Source organism: Psychrobacillus sp., assembly GCF_032154225.1.
Classification (GTDB): Bacteria; Bacillota; Bacilli; order Bacillales_A; family Planococcaceae; genus Psychrobacillus.
On sequence record NZ_JALDYF010000010.1, the window covers coordinates 94034 to 112739 of the forward strand.

Sequence of the window (18706 nt, forward strand, 5' to 3'; positions counted from 1 at the left end):
GGATGGCAATGGAAAAACGCTGGATAGATATTTCGCAAAGCTTTTCAAATAAAATCGGTACTTGGCCTGGTGATACGCCATTTCAATTTGAAGTAGCATTTTCAAAAGAGCAAACCGGCTCCGTAAATATCGGCCGTTTCACAACGAGTGTACATACTGGAACGCATGCAGATGCACCTTTCCATTTTGACAGTGATGCACCAACGATTGAACAACTAGATATTAATGTGTATATTGGGCGTGCAAAAGTAGTTGATGTAACTGGATTTGAGACAATTGGACGAGAAGAATTACAAGCATTTGAGTTAGATGGCGTCGAGCGCTTACTTTTAAAAACTGCAAAACATGTATGTGCCGAACAGTTTCCAACACAAATACCTGTGCTAAAAGAAAATATTGGTGCTTTCTTAAAGGAAAAAGGAATCTTTTTAATCGGGGTCGACCATCCATCGGTAGACGCATTAGATGATAAACAATTGCTTACTCATCACGCACTGTATCAACATGGGGTACATATTTTAGAAAACTTGCTTTTACAAGATGTGTCACCCGGAGATTATGAATTGATTGCCTTGCCTTTGAAAATTCAAGGAGCAGATGGTAGTCCGGTGCGAGCAGTAATTCGAGCGATGTAATTTTGACGAAACTGTGATTTTTATGGATTTGTGAGGTAAGTCATACCAGATAGCTCATATTCCGTTTATACTAGAAGGAGCGAAAAATTCTAGAGGAGTGGGCATATTGAAAAAGGTAGTTGTAATAGGTGGGGGAATTACAGGTCTTTCTACAATGCACTATTTGCAAAAGCTGAAATTAGAAAAAGCATTGGATATAGAATTAGTTCTAGTTGAATCGAATGATTATTTAGGTGGAAAAATCTACTCGGTGCAGAACGCAGATTTTATTATGGAGACAGGAGCAGACTCAATTGTTGCACGCAATGAAGGGGTCATGCCTTTAGTCGAGGATTTACAATTGCAGGACGAACTTGTTTATAACGGAACAGGCATTTCCTATATTTATACAAACAATGAACTGCATGCAATTCCAGCGGACACGGTGTTTGGTATTCCAACAAGTGAGGAATCCCTGGAAAGTAGTACATTAGTTTCCGATGAAGGGAAAATGGAAGCGTTAAAAGATTTTGAATTGAAAAATGAAAGCTTTACAAAAGAAAGCTCGATAGGCTCATTTTTAGAGCATTTCCTAGGGAAAGAGCTAGTCGAAAAACAAATTGCTCCAGTGCTATCAGGTGTCTATTCAGGTGATTTGAATAAGCTAACAATGGCGTCTACTCTACCTTATTTAATTGATTATAAAAACGAATATGGAAGTATTATTAAAGGATTAGAGGAAAATAAAGAACAATTCCAAGCTGCTGCCAATAAAAAATTCATCTCTTTTCAAAATGGACTTTCTGGGTTGATCAATCGACTTGAGGAAGAACTAAGTGATTCTACTATTTTAAAAAGTATGGACACGACGAAAGTGACTAAAAATGACCGAGGATACGAAATTTCATTTTCAAATCATGAGACAATTACAGCAGACTATGTTGTATTGACAACTCCGCATAATGTAGCTCAAGCGTTATTGCAGCAGGATGAATTAGATGCTGATTTTAATAAGCTGAAAAATTCATCGCTCATTAGCATTTATCTTGGCTTTGATATTCCGGACGATCAGCTTCCTGCAGATGGCACTGGTTTTATTGTTTCTGAAAATAGTGATGTGAAATGTAATGCGTGTACTTGGACGAGTCGTAAATGGCAGCATACATCGGAGCAAAGCAATTTGTTAGTTCGTATGTTTTATAAGAGCTCGAATCCGGCCTATGAAGATATGAAGGATATGAGTGAAGAGGAGCTTGTTCAAGTAGCTTTGCAAGATATAGAAAAGAGCTTAAAGTTAACTGGCAAACCTCGAGTTGTTGAAGTGACGAGATGGAATGACTTAATGCCAAATTATCATTTAGGACATGGTCCGGCAATCAAATCGTTGAATGAAAATATTGCGGCTATGCTACCTAATGTAGTGCTTGCAGGGTGCTCGTATTACGGCGTCGGAATTGCTGCTTGCATTAAAAATGGAAAAGAAACTGCAGAACGAATTGTACATGAAGTGGCCAAAATTTAATTTTGGCCCTTTTTTTATGGTGAAAAATAGAAAGAAAATTCACCATTTACAAAATACAATCTTGACGCCTCTGTAAAATAAAGGTACGATTACTCTATTAATCAAAAACTAAATATTGAATTCTTATCACGAGAAGCAGAGGGACTGGCCCTTTGAAGCTTCAGCAACCAGCCGAAAGGTAAGGTGCTAAATCCAGCAGACAGGTAATAGTCTGAAAGATGAGAAGGAGCGAATATTCGTATACTCGTAAAGCCTTCTTATTTATAGAAGGCTTTTTTTTTATTATAGAGAGGATGAGCTTGGATGGGATTATTAGAAAAACTAAAAACAAATATGTTAACCGCAGACGGTGCAATGGGGACGATATTGTATTCGTATGGAATTGACTATTGCAATGAAGAGCTGAACATAGTGAGGCCAGAAATTATAGAGAAAATTCATCAAGAGTATATAACAGCTGGTGCTGATATTATTCAAACGAATACATATAGTGCAAATGCTATTAAGCTGGCACGCTATGGACTAGAAGGTAATGTGAAGCAATTCAATGAGGCTGCGATGCAAATTGCAAAACGAGCGGCTGCGCCTGGGGGGCAATTTGTATTAGGAACTATTGGGGGAATACGGGGTATTCGAAAAATGGATTCTTCATTAGATGAAATTCTTTCAGTTTTAAACGAGCAAGCGGTTCATTTATTATCTGGAAATCCAGATGGTCTTTTATTGGAAACGTATTATGATTTTGAAGAACTAGCAGCTACTGTAACGCATTTACGAAAGCTGACGGATACGCCAATTATTGCGCAAGTATCGATGCATGAGCCAGGAATATTGCAAAATGGGTTATCTTTAAATGATGCTCTACACCAACTGGAAGCTTTAGGTGCGGATGTTGTAGGAGTCAATTGTAGGCTTGGTCCTCACCATACAATTCAAGCGTTGGAAGAAGTAACGCTTCCTAAAAAAGCGTTCCTTTCCGCTTCTCCGAATGCAAGTTTACTGGATATTGAAGACGGTCGAATTGTGTATGAATCGGAAGCAGATTACTTTGGCCGGGCGGCACTATTACTGCGTGAAGAAGGTGTGCGACTAATTGGTGGATGCTGCGGCACTACTCCAAAGCATATTGAAGCGGTGAAAAAAAGAATCGGAAACTTAGCTCCACTTACGAAAAAAACAGTGACGCCAAAAAAGGTGATTGTTATCCAAGAAGCGGAGCCAAATAAAAATGAACCCCTTCATAAAAAAGCACTAAAAGAGCGAACAATAATTGTTGAACTAGATACACCACGCCACTTAGATACGACTGTGTTTATGGAAGGCGCAAAAAAACTATATGCAGCAGGTATTGACGCCGTTACAATGGCAGATAATTCACTAGCTTCTCCTCGTATTAGCAATATGGCTATGGGGTCGATGTTAAAGCTACAAGAAAATATTCGACCATTAGCGCATATTACGTGCCGTGATCACAATCTAATTGGACTGCAGTCCCATCTAATGGGGTTAGATGCACTTGGTATTCATGACATATTAGCTGTAACGGGTGATCCGACGAAGGTTGGCGATTTCCCTGGGGCGACGAGTGTGTATGATGTTTCAAGTATGGAGCTACTGCAATTAATAAAACAGCTGAACGAAGGTATCTCATTCTCAGGAAAAACGCTTCGCAAAAAAGCAAACTTCTCTGTAGCGGCAGCGTTTAACCCAAATGTTCGATTACTTGATCGTGCCGTGAAAAGGTTAGAAAAGAAAATAGATTGTGGGGCTGACTATTTCATTACGCAGCCTGTTTATACGAAAGAGAAAATTGAAGAAATTTATGAAGCAACAAAGCATTTGTCTACCCCTATTTTCATAGGCATTATGCCGTTAACGAATATCCGAAATTCGGAGTTTTTACACAATGAAGTGCCTGGTATTAAACTATCCGACGAGGTGCTGGACCGCATGCGTGCATGTGGGGAAGATAGAGAGCGTGCAACTGCAGAAGGTATTCAAATTTCAAAAGAGCTGATTGATACGGCAGGTGAATTATTTAATGGAATTTATATTATTACACCATTTTTCCGTTATGATATGTCCCTTGAATTGATTAGTTATATTAAAGAGATTGACCGTAAGAAAGCGAGAGATAACAACTATGTCCAAACATCTAATTGAAGAACAACTGCAAAAGCGAATTTTAATCATTGATGGCGCCATGGGAACGATGATACAAAATGCTGATTTATCTCCAGAAGATTTTGGTGGGGAGGAGTATGACGGATGTAACGAGTATTTGAATATCGTAAAGCCAGCAGTTATAGAGCAGATTCATAGAGAATATTTAGAGGCAGGAGCAGATATCATTTGTACGAATACATTTGGTGGAACTCCAGTCGTGTTGAATGAGTATGATATTGGCAGTCAGGCGTATGAAATTAATTTAAATGCGGCGCAGTTTGCCAAAAAATGTACAGCAGAATTTTCTACTCCAGAATGGCCACGCTTTGTTGCAGGGGCAATTGGTCCGACGACGAAAACATTATCTGTTACTGGCGGGATTACGTTTGATGAGTTGCAGCATGACTTTTATGTGCAAGCAAAGGCATTAGTTGAAGGCGGTTCTGATCTGATTTTATTGGAAACAAGCCAAGATATGCTCAATGTTAAAGCCGCAACTATTGGCATAAAGCAAGCGTTTAAAGAAACGGGCATAGAACTACCTATTATGATTTCGGGCACAATTGAGCCAATGGGAACGACACTTGCTGGGCAAAGTATTGAAGCTTTTTATATTTCGATTGAGCATATTAAGCCACTATCTGTCGGACTTAACTGTGCAACTGGACCAGAGTTTATGACGGATCATATTCGATCGCTTTCGGAGTTATCAGATGGATATGTTAGTTGTTATCCGAATGCAGGGCTCCCAGATGAAGAAGGTCATTATCATGAGTCACCAGAATCTCTATCTAAAAAACTAAGAGGCTTTGCAGAAAAAGGCTGGCTAAATGTTGTCGGAGGTTGCTGTGGAACGACTCCAGCACATATTCGAGCAGTTCGAGAAGCCATTCAGGATCTAGCACCAAGAAAGCCTGTTGAAAATAGTCACGGTCACGTCGTTTCAGGAATTGAGCCATTATTATATGACGATTCGATGCGTCCACTTTTAATAGGAGAACGCACAAATGTAATTGGTTCACGAAAGTTCAAACGACTTATTGTAGACGAAAAGTTTGAAGAAGCTTCAGAAATTGCACGTGCGCAAGTAAAAGGTGGCGCGCATGTTATTGATATTTGTCTAGCAAATCCAGACCGCGATGAGTTAGAAGATATGACAAACTTCATGAAAGAAGTTGTGAAAAAAGTAAAAGTTCCTCTAGTAATCGATTCTACCGATGAAAAAGTGCTTGAAATTGCTTTGAAATATTCCCAAGGGAAAGCAATTATTAACTCGATTAATCTAGAAGATGGCGAAGAACGATTCGATGCTGTTATGCCATTAGTAAAAAAATATGGGGCAGCAGTTGTAGTTGGAACGATTGATGAAATTGGAATGGCTGTTACGCGTGAACGTAAATTAGAAGTTGCCCAGCGTTCATATGATTTGCTTGTGAACAAATGGGGACTCGCTCCAGAAGATATCATTTTTGATCCACTTGTATTCCCGATTGGAACAGGAGATCAACAATATATTGGATCTGCAGTCGAAACAATCGAAGGCATTCGTCTAATAAAAGAAAAAATGCCAAGAGCATTAACTATTTTAGGTGTAAGTAATGTTTCATTTGGCCTTCCACCTGTTGGGCGTGAAGTGTTGAATGCTATTTATTTGTACCATTGTACACAAGCAGGGCTTGATTATGCGATTGTGAATACAGAAAAATTAGAGCGATACGCTTCTATTCCAGAGCAAGAAAACAAAATGGCGAATGAGCTTTTATTTACAACAACAGATAAAACATTAGCTGATTTCACCGATTTTTATCGAGATAAAAAGAAAGAAAAAACAGAAGACGATATTCCAAAAACAGTTCCAGAACGTCTTGCTTATTATATTATTGAAGGGACGAAGGAGGGGCTTATTCCTGACTTGGAAAAAGCGCTTGATATGTACGATACTCCTTTGGAAGTTATCAATGGACCACTAATGGCTGGGATGTCAGAGGTCGGACGTCTTTTCAATGACAACCAATTAATCGTTGCAGAAGTTCTTCAAAGTGCTGGTGTCATGAAAGCATCTGTGTCTTATTTAGAACAATTCATGGAGAAAAAAGAAGATGACTCTGGAAAAGGAAAAATCGTCTTGGCAACCGTTAAAGGGGATGTGCATGATATCGGAAAAAACCTTGTCGACATTATTTTAAGTAATAATGGATACAAAGTTATTGATATCGGCATAAAAGTAACTCCAGCTACGCTAATCGAAGTCATTCGAAAAGAAAAACCAGATATGGTTGGTTTGTCTGGATTGCTCGTGAAATCGGCTCAGCAAATGGTTATTACTGCGCAAGATTTCAAAGAAGCGGGTATTGATATACCAATTCTTGTAGGCGGAGCAGCACTTTCCCGACGATTCACAGAAACGAAAATATCGGCTGAATACGATGGACCTGTGCTATATGCGAAAGATGCGATGAACGGGTTAGACATTGCAAATCGTTTACAAAATGAAGAAGAAAAAGCAGTATTACTGGAAGAACTGGATATACAACAGGAAAAGAGAAAAATAGCAGAAGCTACTCGCTCAGCTAAACAAGCAGTTGCAGTTTTAGCAAAACCTGTGAAAACAGTACGTGAAGATGTTCAAGTTTATAAACCAAAAGATCTTCGCCGCCATGTGCTAAAAGATTACTCGGTGTCTCATTTGTATCCATACGTGAATATGCGTACATTAATCGGTCATCATTTAGGGCTAAAAGGATATAGTGATAAACTGCTGGAACAAGGAGATAAACGTGCAGTAGAGTTACATGAACTTGCAACAAACTTTCTAGGAGCAGGCATTTTAAAACCATCGGGGATGTATCAATTTTTCCCTGCGCAAGCAGATGGAAACGATGTTATCATTTATGACCCTAGTGACGCAAAAACTGAAATCGAACGTTTCACATTCCCACGCCAATCAGTAGAACCATTTTTATGTTTAGCAGATTATATAAAAACGGTCGAAAGTGGAGAAATGGATTACGTTGGTTTCATGTTAGTTACAGCGGGGCATGGTGTGCGTGATGCTGCGAATAAATTAAAAGAGCAAGGGAAGTTTTTAGAAAGTCATGCTTTACAAGCAACTGCGCTTGAATTAGCAGAAGGGTTTGCAGAACGAATTCATCAAGAAATTCGAGATCAATGGGGCTTTCCAGACGCAACTGACTTTACGATGCGTGATCGCTTTGCAGCTAAATACCATGGTCAGCGTTTCTCGTTTGGCTACCCAGCTTGTCCAAACTTAGATGATCAGTCGAAGTTATTTGGGTTGATAAAACCAGAAGATATTGGTGTGCAATTGACGGAAGAGTTTATGATGGAACCAGAAGCATCGGTGTCTGCAATTGTATTTGCTCATCCAGATGCAAGATATTTTGTTGTAGACTAAATAATGAGCATAAGAAAAGACTGTATACAGACTCAGAAACTTGAGCGTGTATACAGTCTTTTTATTCTTGATTAAACCATAGTTTTTCTTTGTCATCCACATCGCCATTATAATTGATAAGAATTTCTTCTCCTGCTTTTATATCCGTGTAAGCAAAGAAATCAAATGTGTGATTGTCAAAGTTTATATCATACGTAGCGTTCGGTTCGTAAGAATGATTAAATAACATTCCGTAACCAAGAAGGATAGCTGTATGATTTATCCCGTACTCAAAAGCATAATCTGCGAGTAATGTTTGCTCTATATGTTGATGTTGTTCGTTTGGATATGAAATGACAGGTGCTTCATGAAAAAGCGTTCCTTTTTTTATATCCCGTTTAGCAAATACGCCTCTATTGAATTCTCCATCACTTAATGAAGATGTTTTTACTTCTATCATGTTTATTCGCCTACTCACTTTTATAATATTCTCTTTAACTGTAACACTAATTTGAACATTGGGCTAGGCAAAGTGCTTCCTGCAACACAGATACTATTTAAAGTCTACGTCTTAAGTCTTAGTCGGTTTCCTTCTCAAGCCCGTTTGGAAAAAGTTTTAAATAAGAGATGATTAAAACAACAGATAAAGAGCATATGCTACCTATGGGCGGAGGGAAGGAAATGGAAAAAAACATTTATATTGTGTTAACAAATACAGGTACATTGTTTTCAAGAGCTATCGGAGTATATACGAGAAAAGAGTTAAACCATGCGTCAATTGCCTTTGACGAGCAATTAAATGAGATGTACAGCTTTGGTAGAAAAAACAAAAATAACCCTTTTGTTGGAGGCTTCATAAAGGAAAATACAATGGAAGGACTTTTTAAGCGTGCAACATGTGCAATATATAAATGTCATGTGACATTGCAAGAATACAATCAAATGCAAGATAAGATTCGACACATGGAGCAGCAGAAAGAATTGTATAAATATAATTTAATTGGATTGTTTGGTCTGGCGATGAACATTGAAATTGAGAGGCAATATGCTTTTTTCTGCTCACAATTTGTTGCAACTGTTATGAATGAATGCAACCTATCTGATTTACATATACCCCCTTGCTTCATGCAACCACACCATTTTGAGCAGTTGTCTTCATTAGAGATTATGTATAAAGGGTGTTTGCAAACATATGTAAAAACAAAACGACCACAAGAAGAACGAATTCAAGTCCGTTCTTGGGAACAACGTGGGTTTCAGATACAAGCCTGATCAAATATTGGAATATTTGCTATCTAATCTGGACAGAATGTAGAGGTAGGAGAAGTCTATATTATGTTTAGGGGGATGGAAAGTGACAGAAAAGCAATCCAACAAGGAAACAAATATTGAAAATGAGGACACGTTAACAAATAGGCAAGGACACCCGATTACGAACAATCAAAACATGAGAACGGTAGGTAACAGAGGTCCTGCAACTTTAGAAAACTATGATTTTATTGAAAAAATCAGCCACTTTGACAGGGAGAGAATTCCAGAGCGTGTCGTACATGCTCGCGGTGCAGGTGCCCACGGTTATTTTGAGGCATATGGAGCAGCTGGGGATGAGAAAATTTCGAAGTATACTCGTGCTAAATTATTTCAAGAAAAAGGGAAGCAAACGCCAGTTTTCGTTCGTTTTTCATCTGTAATACATGGTGGTCATTCACCGGAAACGTTGCGAGATCCGCGTGGTTTTGCAGTAAAGTTTTACACCGAAGATGGGAACTGGGATTTGGTAGGAAACAATTTGAAAATTTTCTTTATTCGTGATGCGATTAAGTTTCCCGATATGATTCATGCTTTTAAGCCTGACCCGGTAACGAATATTCAAGATGCAGAGCGGTTTTTCGATTTTTGTGCAAGTTCTCCAGAATCGTTTCATATGGTGACATTTATATATTCGCCTTGGGGTATTCCTGCAAATTATCGGATGATGCAAGGCTCTGGAGTGAATACGTATAAATGGGTGAACAGCGAGGGAAAAGGCGTTCTTGTAAAATATCATTGGGAGCCTAAACAAGGAATTCGAAATTTAACGCAGTCAGAGGCGGAAGAAATTCAAGCGAAAAACTTTAATCATGCGACACAAGATTTATATGACGCCATTGAAAAAGGGGATTTTCCTGAGTGGGAGCTGCTCGTGCAAGTGATGAGTGATGACGATCATCCAGAGCTCGACTTTGATCCATTAGATGATACAAAACTTTGGCCAGAAGATCAGTTTCCATGGCTAGCTGTTGGTAAGATGGTGCTAAATAAAAACCCAGAAGATTATTTTATGGAAGTGGAACAGGCTGCTTTTGGTACAGGTGTACTCGTAGACGGCTTAGATTTCTCCGATGATAAAATGTTACAAGGGCGTACTTTTTCTTACTCAGATACGCAGCGCCATCGTGTAGGAGCAAATTATTTGCAACTGCCGATTAATGCCCCGAAAAAACGAGTAGCAACCAATCAAAGCGGTGGACAGATGGCTTACAGATTAGACAGAGCTCCTTTTCAAAATCCTCATATTAACTATGAACCATCGATTTTAGATGGATTGCAGGAAGCGAAGCAATTAGGAAAAGAATATACGCCAATGATTAAAGGTAATTTAGTTCGCGAATCAATTGATAGACAAAATAACACGAAACAGGCAGGAGAAACATATCGTAATTTTGAGCAATGGGAAAAAAACGAGCTCATTTCAAATCTTGTTGCGGATTTATCTAAATGTGATAGAAGAATTCAAGATAAGATGATTGCCTTAGCAGAAGAAGCTGATGCAGAATATGGTCAACATTTAAAAGAAGGTATAAAAAACGCATCTAAAGGTGGGACAAGTAAGAAACCATTAGGTAATAGAGATGGTGACCAAGCTCCAAAAGATGCGATCAAAAACAGCCATGAAGCAGAACCATATTAATAAGAAAAGCAAAGGCTATCTTTTAGTGTCATACTAACTAAAAGATAGCCTTTGCTATGGATGTTTATCTCCAGTTTAAAGGGGGAATAGTTACTAGAGGAGGATGAAACATGAAACATTATGATGCAGTTATTATTGGTTTTGGTAAAGGTGGAAAAACGCTTGCATCTGAGCTGGCGAAGCATGGGAAAAGTGTTGCAGTAATTGAAAAGTCACCTGATATGTACGGTGGAACATGTATCAATATAGCGTGTATTCCAACAAAGTCGCTTGTTCATTCATCCAATGAACGTAAATATTTAGAAGCTCCTAAAAATGAATTTTATAAACAGGCAATTGAAGAAAAAGACAAGTTAACTTCTTTTTTACGAGATAAAAACTTTCATATGCTCGATGATAAAGAAAGAATAACAGTTATTACTGGTGAGGCAACCTTCGTAAGTGACGATAAAATTCAGGTGAAAACGAAAGAAGAACAGTTTGAAGTCAAAGCGGAGCACTTCTTTATTAACACAGGTTCTTCACCTATTACGCCACCTATCGATGGGCTGAAAAACGCAGACTTAGTATATAATTCAACGACTTTGCAAAATTTAGACACGCTTCCAGAAAAACTCATCATTATTGGTGGAGGCTATATCGGTATGGAATTTGCTTCGATATACGCAAATTTCGGTTCCGAGGTCACTGTCATCGATAGCAATAAAGAGCTTCTTCCGAAAGAAGATAGAGATATTGCGGAAGAAGTAAAGAAAGTATTAGAAGCAAAAGGGATAAAAGTTGAAGTAAATAGCAAAGTAGAATCCATCAAAAATGAAAATGGTGGAGTAGTTGTAACGTATCGAGTGAATAATAATAGCGTGGAATTGCATGGATCAGCAGTCTTGCTAGCTACAGGAAGAAAGCCAAATATAGAAAACTTAGGGCTGGAAAACACTTCTGTAAAAGTAAATGAAAGAGGAGCAGTAGTAGTTGATGACCTTTTAAAAACTACAGCAAATAATATTTGGGCAATTGGGGATGTAAATGGAGGTCCACAGTTTACGTATATTTCCTTAGACGATTTCCGAATTGTGAAAGGTCAGCTTTTCGGTGACGGTTCTTATTCGAAACAAGAGCGTAGTAATATTCCTTATTCCGTTTTTATTGATCCGGTTTTGTCGCATGTTGGTTTAAATGAAAAAGAAGCTAAGGAAAAAGAAATAGAGTATAAAGTTGTGTCGATGCCAGCTGCTGGAATTCCAAGAGCTCGAATTATCAAACAAACAGAAGGACTATTGAAAGCTTTAATAGATCCGAAAACAAATGCTATTTTAGGGTGCACGTTGCTTTGCGCAGAATCAAACGAAATGATTAATATTGTGCGTGTAGCAATGGAGGCAAAATTGCCTTATACATTTTTGCGAGATACAATTTTTACGCATCCAACGATGAGCGAGTCTCTCAACGATTTATTTTCAAAAGTGGACTAACTAGCAAGTATTGACTCCCTCATTTACTTCTTTACAATGGAGTATATAGAAGGAGTGGTTATATTGAGTTTAATACTGTTTGCGGCTATTTCTTTGGCAATTCTATTCGGATTGTTTGTACTTGCCATTGCTGTTTTTGTTTTAGTGAGGATGGCTAAAAAATAAAGAGCATGACCCCTACTATGGAGTCATGCTCTTTGTTATTGTTGGGTAAGATCAATTGTGAACGAAAAATCTTCAAGTATTTCGATGACTTCACCATATTGTCCCTCGGCAGTGCTAATAACGGTTGGAACAATGGTTAGCTTTTTATAAGGATCTTCCCTTGTCGGCAAGAAGTAAGAGTAACGCATATTCAACCGTTTATTTATATATTCTCCGCCTTCACCATCTACAAAAATGATAGGAACTGAATTTCCATTTTCGTCAAAAATAGTGTAGATAAGTTGTTTGTCTCGCAATGATATATAATGTTCGACGCTTTGCTTCTCTTCGAAGGATAAAATAGTAGTAGAGGGATAAAAAGTTATATTTTGATATAGAATAGATAATCCCTCGTTTTGCTTCTCTACTTGAATGTCGAAGACTGTATGCTCGCCTTTTGAAGTGACAGGGACATGCACCCATGAACTGTCCGTTTTAATAGAGAAATTAAACTCCTCCGGTAGAGGCTTTTGTGTTTTTAAAATGTATACACCTGCATAATATCCATCCGATACAGGTTTCTTCTGAATATGAACTTGTAGCCATCTTCCCCAATCAAAAGAACGTGTATCATTAATTTTATAAAGCAAATCGTATAATTGTTGCGATGCTTCCTTTTGGCTGTTAGCTTGTACGATAAAACTAATCGCTAGTCGACTTCCATCAAACATCGTTTCTTCCACAATTATTTTATTTCCTTCTATTTGAAATTCAATGTTCTGATCTTCAGAAATTCCTTGTTTTACAGATGTTTTTATGCCTTCATCTGCAACGTGTAGCCATTCAAACAGGGACCCTACTACTGGAATGGACTGAAGCGTTGCGGCCATTGTTGGTGAAAAGAAGGAACCTACCACTAAAGATAAAAACAAAACAGCAGCAGCGACAATACCTGTAGTTTTAGCTTTAACCTTCTTTGTTGGTAATTGTTTAAAAGCTTTTTGAATGCTCAACTCAACTGATTCGGGTAACTCATCTTTCTGTTTATCCGTTAAAAATTGTTCCCACTTGTCCATGAATGTTCCCCCATTTCTTTTTCGGTTAACAATTCCTTCATTTTTTTCTTCGCTCGATGCATCTTACTTTTCACTGTGTTCTCAGGGAAATCGAGTAGCTCTGCAATTTCTTTAATACTCAACCCTGCGGTATAAAATAAAACTAGGAGCTTTCTATGATCATCCGATAATAGTGCTAGCGCTTCTTCTATTTCTAATTGTTGCGATATTGGATGGGTATACGATGGTTCTTTGACCGATTCTAATGGAATGACGTTCTTTTGTTTTCTCAAAAGTTGATAACATTCATTCATGACAATTCGTATTAGCCAAGTTTTAAAATATGACGGTTCTTTTAGTTTGTGAATGTTTAGAAATGCTTTTATGATGCTTTCTTGCATGGCATCAGCGCAGTCTTCATCATTTTTCAAAATAGATTTAGAGACGTAATACATCGACTGTTTATGAATTTTAATGAGTAATTCGAATGCGGAGGAATTGCCTTTTTGTGCTTTTTTTATTAATTTAAATGGATCCAATTCGCATGCTCCTTTCTGCACTTATTTGTTGGATGAAAAGGAAAGGTGAAAAGTTCCATTCAACATAAAAAATGATTAGATGATGTTTTACACGCAAGCAATATATTAGTACAGTATATAGATAAACAATGTCCCGGTCCTAGGATCGTTTTTTTATATTGGAGGGAATACATATGAAATTAGTATCTTGGAATGTCAACGGATTAAGAGCTTGTGTGAAAAAAGGATTTTTGGATTATTTTCATGAAGTAAATGCCGATATTTTTTGCTTACAAGAAACAAAGCTACAAGAAGGACAAATTGAACTTGAGTTAAATGGATATGAACAGTACTGGAACTATGCATTGAAAAAAGGGTATTCAGGAACTGCTGTGTTTACAAAAGTGAAGCCGATATCTGTGAAATTTGGTGTAGGGGATTTAGAAACAGAGGATGAAGGAAGGATCATTACGCTAGAGTTCGAAGATTTTTACTTAGTGAATGTGTACACACCAAATGCAAAGCGAGATTTAACGAGATTACCCTACCGACTTGAGTGGGAAGATGACATGCGCGTGTATTTGAAACAATTAGATCAAGTAAAACCAGTTATTATGTGCGGGGATCTGAACGTCGCTCACGAGGAAATCGACATAAAAAATGCTAAATCAAATAAAGGAAATTCAGGCTTTACAATAGAAGAACGAGGCAAAATGACCGACTTACTGGCAGAAGGATTTGTAGATACATTCCGTTATTTTTATCCAGAAAAAGAAGAAGTATATAGTTGGTGGTCTTATATGGCTAAAGTGCGCGAGCGTAATATAGGATGGAGAATTGATTATTTTATTGCTTCAAAAAAATTAGAGCCTGTATTGAAAGCGGCGGATATTCATGCACAAATTCTTGGAAGCGACCATTGTCCAATTGTTTTAAAACTGAATTAAAGATACAATACGCAAGCAAAATGAAGTACAATAATTCTAGTAATAAACCAATATCGGGAGGTAAGTAAGTTGAATACTTTAGCTGTGCAATTAAATGAAAAAATGCAAAAAGAAAATCCTGCTATTTACGATATGTTATCTGATTTAGGGAAGAATTTATTCTATCCAAAAGGGATTTTAAGTCAAGGTGCAGAAGCGGGAGCAAAAGCACATCGCTTTAATGCAACAATTGGTATAGCAATGGAAAATGGAGAACCAATGCATTTCGGTCATATTCAAGAAAAGCTTGCTTATAATCTGAATGATATTTATCCATATGCGGCTCCACAAGGAAAGCAGGAGCTTCGTTTAAAATGGCAAGAAAAACAATTAGCAGACAATCCTTCTATGAAAAATAAATCAATTGGTTTACCAATCGTAACGAACGCGCTTACACACGGATTAAGTATTGTGGCAGATTTGTTTATGGATGCTGGCGAAGTACTAGTTACAGCAGAGCAGTATTGGGGTAACTACAATGCAGTATTCCAAACTCGTCGAGGCGGTCGCGTAGAAACGTTTCCATTATTCAATGAAAATGGCGGTTTCCATGTAGAAGCGTTCCGTGACGTACTTATGAAGCAACAAGAAAAAGCAATTGTTTTATTAAACTTCCCAAATAACCCAACAGGCTTTACGCCATCTGTTCAAGACGCAGAAGCAATTGTTCAAGTATTAAAAGATGTTGCGGCAGCGGGCACAAAGTTAGTTGTCGTACTGGATGATGCTTATTTTGGCTTATTTTATGAAGATACAATTAAAGAATCATTATTCGGTTTGTTAGCAGACAGCCATCCGAATATTTTACCTGTAAAAATTGATGGTGCAACGAAAGAAAATTATGTATGGGGCTTGCGTGTTGGATTCATCACATATGCTGCAACTCCAGATGTATTAAATGCATTAGAGCAAAAAACAAAAGGAATCATTCGTGGAACGATTTCTAGTGGATCTCATATTTCTCAAACAATTATTTTAGAATCATTGAAATCGGACCAATTCCAAATAGAAAAAGAAGAGAAGTTTCATATTATGCAAGGTCGTGCGATCAAAACAAAGCAAGTTCTTGCAAATGAAAAATTCGCTCCTTATTGGACGTACTATCCATTTAACTCTGGCTACTTCATGTGCTTGAAATTGAATGATTTAGACGCAGAAACATTGCGTCTTCATTTATTGGACGCATACGGGGTTGGAGTAATTGCTAGCAATACAACAGATATCCGCGTTGCGTTCTCATGTGTAGAAGAATCAGATATAGAAGAATTATTTGATTTAATTTATGAAGGATGCAAGGATTTAACGAAATAATAAAAACATCACTGAAAGAAACCAGCTGTATTTCATAGGCTGGTTTCTTTGTGCATATTTGCCCAAGAAAAAAGAAAAATGGTGTATACTATGTTCAATAGTTATGAAGAAGGGGATCTTAAAATGACAAAAAAATATCCAGATGATGGTCTTGCTTTACATACCGATTTATATCAAATTAATATGGCGGAATCTTATTGGGCGGATAATATGCATGAAAGAAAAGCAGTGTTTGAACTATTTTTCCGCAAACTTCCATTCGGAAACGGGTATGGAGTTTTTGCAGGGTTAGAAAGATGTATAGATTATTTAAGGGATTTTCGTTTTACAGATAGTGATTTAGATTATTTACAAAATGAGGTTGGTTATAAGGAAGATTTTATCGACTATTTGCGTACAGTTCGCTTTACAGGTGATGTGTATTCAATGGTAGAAGGAGAACTAGTTTTTCCGAATGAACCAATTTTACGCATAGAATCTACATTAGTAGAAGCTCAGCTTGTGGAAACTGCTCTGTTGAATATTGTTAATTACCAAACATTAATTGCAACAAAAGCTTCTCGTATTAAGCAAATTGTAAAAGATGAAGTAGCGATGGAATTTGGCTCTAGACGTGCGCATGAAATGGATGCAGCAATTTGGGGCACTCGCGCTGCTTATATTGGTGGGATAGAATCGACGAGTAATGTACGCGCTGGGAAAAAGTTTGGCATTCCTGTAGCAGGTACACATGCTCATTCACTTGTACAAGCATATAAAAGTGAATACGATGCTTTTCATTCGTATGCGAAGCGACATAAAGATTGCGTCTTTTTAGTAGATACGTACAATACGTTAAAAACGGGAGTACCAACTGCTATAAAAGTAGCGAAAGAACTTGGCGATAAAATTAACTTCATCGGAATCCGTTTAGATTCTGGAGATATTTCATTTCTTTCGAAAGAAGCAAGAAAAATGTTGGATAACGCAGGATTCCCAAATGCGAAAATTGTTGTTTCCAATGATTTAGATGAGTACACGATTTTAAACTTAAAAGCACAAGGTGCCAAAGTAGATAGTTGGGGAATTGGAACGAAGCTTATAACTGCTTACGATCAACCTGCACTAGGAGCGGTGTATAAAATCGTGTCGATTGAGAATGCTGAGGGTGTTATGGAAGATACGATTAAAATTTCATCGACTACTGAAAAAGTAACGACGCCAGGTCAAAAGAGACTGTTCCGTATTATTGATAAGGAAAATGGCAAAGCAGAGGGCGATTATATTTCCATGTATGACGAAGACCCACTACATGAAGAACGTTTGAAAATGTTCCATCCAGTACATACATTTGTTTCGAAATTTGTGACGAACTTTGAAGCGAAAGATTTACATGCAAAAGTAATTGAAAATGGAAAAGTTGTTTATGAAATTCCACCTTTAGTTGAAGTCCGTAATTACGCACATGATAACTTAAATTTACTATGGGATGAATATAAACGCTCGCTCAACCCAGAAGAATATCCAGTCGATTTAAGTCAAAAATGTTGGGACAATAAAATGCGAAATATCCGAGAAGTGAAGGAAATGGAAGATCATCTTATTGCACAAAGTGGAGGACTGTAATTGTGAGGACAAAACAAAAAGAGATTATTGCGGCTCTAAAAGCCAAACCAGTCATTCAGGTAGAAGAAGAGATTCGCTTAAGTGTTGATTTTATGAAAGCGTACTTGACGAAAAATCCGTTTATTAGAAGCATGGTTTTAGGCATTTCCGGTGGACAAGATTCTACTTTAGCAGGAAAGCTTGCACAAATTGCTGTTGATGAGTTAAATGTCGAAGCAAATGAAGAAAAATATGCTTTTATAGCAGTAAGTTTGCCATACGGCGTACAGTTTGATGAAGTAGAACGCCAGGATGCACTAGATTTTATCCGACCGACGAAACGCCTGACGATTAATATTAAAAATGCCGTCGATGCAAGTGCACGTACATTAGAAGAAGCTGGTATAACGCTTTCCGATTTTGCAAAAGGAAATGAAAAAGCGAGAGAGCGCATGAAAGCCCAGTATTCGGTTGCGGCGATGCATAGTGGTGTTGTTCTTGGAACAGATCACGCTGCGGAGGCAGTAACAGGATTTTATACAAAATACGGTGATGGTGGCGTAGATTTAGCACCGATTTTTCGATTAAATAAAAGACAAGGAAAGCAGCTATTAGAACATCTTGGCTGCCCAGAGCATTTATATTTGAAAGTTCCAACGGCAGATTTAGAAGAAAACAGACCTGCGCTTCCAGATGAAGTTGCACTCGGTGTAACATATGATGAGATTGATGATTATTTGGAAGGTAAAGTAGTATCGAAAGAAGCCCTGGAAAAAATCGAAGGCTACTACAGCCGTTCCATGCATAAACGTCATATGCCAATTACAGTGTTTGATGATTTTTGGAAATAGAAGAAGATATATATTTGGAGAAAAAGCTGTTGCATTTGCAATGGCTTTTTTTGTGAGTAAATTTACCTATTCACCACATAAGCAACCAAAATCGCCACATAAACACCTCAGATCACCACATAACAACCAAAAATCAGCA

Annotated in this window: 14 protein-coding genes and 1 riboswitch; of the genes, 11 read left to right on the forward strand and 3 right to left on the reverse strand. The window is 37.7% G+C overall.

The features are described from left to right. Nucleotides 1–8 precede the first annotated feature (8 nt). From kynB to metH, 4 genes are all read left to right on the forward strand, one after another. Nucleotides 9–635 carry an arylformamidase gene (gene kynB, locus RUH95_RS13845; RefSeq protein ID WP_313893470.1) on the forward strand — a complete coding sequence of 209 codons (627 nt, stop codon included), beginning with the start codon at nucleotides 9–11 and terminating at the stop codon, nucleotides 633–635. A gap of 106 nt (nucleotides 636–741) precedes the next feature. Beyond that, a complete protein-coding gene (locus RUH95_RS13850; protein WP_313893471.1) occupies nucleotides 742–2136 on the forward strand; it encodes a protoporphyrinogen oxidase in 1395 nt (464 codons plus the stop codon). A 120-nt stretch (nucleotides 2137–2256) separates the two neighbouring features. Beyond that, nucleotides 2257–2361: riboswitch (SAM riboswitch) on the forward strand. 78 nt (nucleotides 2362–2439) lie between these two features. After that, a complete protein-coding gene (locus RUH95_RS13855) occupies nucleotides 2440–4299 on the forward strand; it encodes a bifunctional homocysteine S-methyltransferase/methylenetetrahydrofolate reductase (RefSeq protein WP_313893472.1) in 1860 nt (619 codons plus the stop codon). Next, nucleotides 4280–7717 carry a methionine synthase gene (gene metH, locus RUH95_RS13860; protein WP_313893473.1) on the forward strand — a complete coding sequence of 1146 codons (3438 nt, stop codon included), beginning with the start codon at nucleotides 4280–4282 and terminating at the stop codon, nucleotides 7715–7717. Before RUH95_RS13855 ends, metH begins: the two co-directional genes overlap by 20 nt. A gap of 61 nt (nucleotides 7718–7778) precedes the next feature. Here the strand turns inward: metH and RUH95_RS13865 are convergent, their stop codons facing one another. Further along, nucleotides 7779–8156 (reverse strand): SET domain-containing protein, encoded by a 378-nt coding sequence (locus RUH95_RS13865; protein ID WP_313893474.1) that lies wholly within the window; start codon nucleotides 8154–8156, stop codon nucleotides 7779–7781. A 221-nt stretch (nucleotides 8157–8377) separates the two neighbouring features. On the opposite strand from RUH95_RS13865, the gene RUH95_RS13870 reads away from it, so the two are divergent. The 3 genes from RUH95_RS13870 (at nucleotide 8378) to RUH95_RS13880 (ending at nucleotide 12118) form a co-directional block, all read left to right on the forward strand. Then, entirely contained in the window at nucleotides 8378–8968 is a 591-nt protein-coding gene (locus RUH95_RS13870) for a hypothetical protein (RefSeq protein ID WP_313893475.1), read from the forward strand. Nucleotides 8969–9050: 82 nt separating this feature from the next. Next, nucleotides 9051–10646: a catalase gene (locus tag RUH95_RS13875; protein ID WP_313893476.1), complete on the forward strand. Its 1596-nt coding sequence runs from the start codon at nucleotides 9051–9053 to the stop codon at nucleotides 10644–10646. A gap of 110 nt (nucleotides 10647–10756) precedes the next feature. Continuing rightward, a complete protein-coding gene (locus RUH95_RS13880) occupies nucleotides 10757–12118 on the forward strand; it encodes an FAD-containing oxidoreductase (protein ID WP_313893477.1) in 1362 nt (453 codons plus the stop codon). A gap of 200 nt (nucleotides 12119–12318) precedes the next feature. Here RUH95_RS13880 and RUH95_RS13885 read toward each other — a convergent pair whose 3' ends face one another. Both RUH95_RS13885 and RUH95_RS13890 read right to left on the reverse strand, forming a co-directional pair. Further along, complete coding sequence (locus tag RUH95_RS13885) at nucleotides 12319–13338, reverse strand: DUF4179 domain-containing protein (RefSeq protein ID WP_313893478.1); 1020 nt, start codon at nucleotides 13336–13338, stop codon at nucleotides 12319–12321. Further along, nucleotides 13314–13856, reverse strand: a complete 543-nt coding sequence (locus RUH95_RS13890) for a sigma-70 family RNA polymerase sigma factor (RefSeq protein WP_313893479.1) — start codon at nucleotides 13854–13856, stop codon at nucleotides 13314–13316. The genes RUH95_RS13885 and RUH95_RS13890 overlap by 25 nt, the downstream gene beginning before the upstream one ends. 173 nt (nucleotides 13857–14029) lie before the next feature. Here RUH95_RS13890 and RUH95_RS13895 point away from each other — a divergent pair, with 173 nt between their 5' ends. The 4 genes from RUH95_RS13895 to nadE all read left to right on the forward strand — a co-directional run bounded on the left by RUH95_RS13895 (nucleotide 14030) and on the right by nadE (nucleotide 18567). Next, nucleotides 14030–14782 carry an exodeoxyribonuclease III gene (locus RUH95_RS13895; protein ID WP_313893480.1) on the forward strand — a complete coding sequence of 251 codons (753 nt, stop codon included), beginning with the start codon at nucleotides 14030–14032 and terminating at the stop codon, nucleotides 14780–14782. 69 nt (nucleotides 14783–14851) lie between these two features. Beyond that, nucleotides 14852–16132: an aminotransferase class I/II-fold pyridoxal phosphate-dependent enzyme gene (locus tag RUH95_RS13900; RefSeq protein WP_313893481.1), complete on the forward strand. Its 1281-nt coding sequence runs from the start codon at nucleotides 14852–14854 to the stop codon at nucleotides 16130–16132. Between the two features lie 123 nt (nucleotides 16133–16255). Then, entirely contained in the window at nucleotides 16256–17737 is a 1482-nt protein-coding gene (locus tag RUH95_RS13905; RefSeq protein WP_313893482.1) for a nicotinate phosphoribosyltransferase, read from the forward strand. A gap of 2 nt (nucleotides 17738–17739) precedes the next feature. Then, nucleotides 17740–18567: an ammonia-dependent NAD(+) synthetase gene (gene nadE / locus RUH95_RS13910; RefSeq protein WP_313893483.1), complete on the forward strand. Its 828-nt coding sequence runs from the start codon at nucleotides 17740–17742 to the stop codon at nucleotides 18565–18567. The last annotated feature ends 139 nt before the right edge of the window (nucleotides 18568–18706 follow it).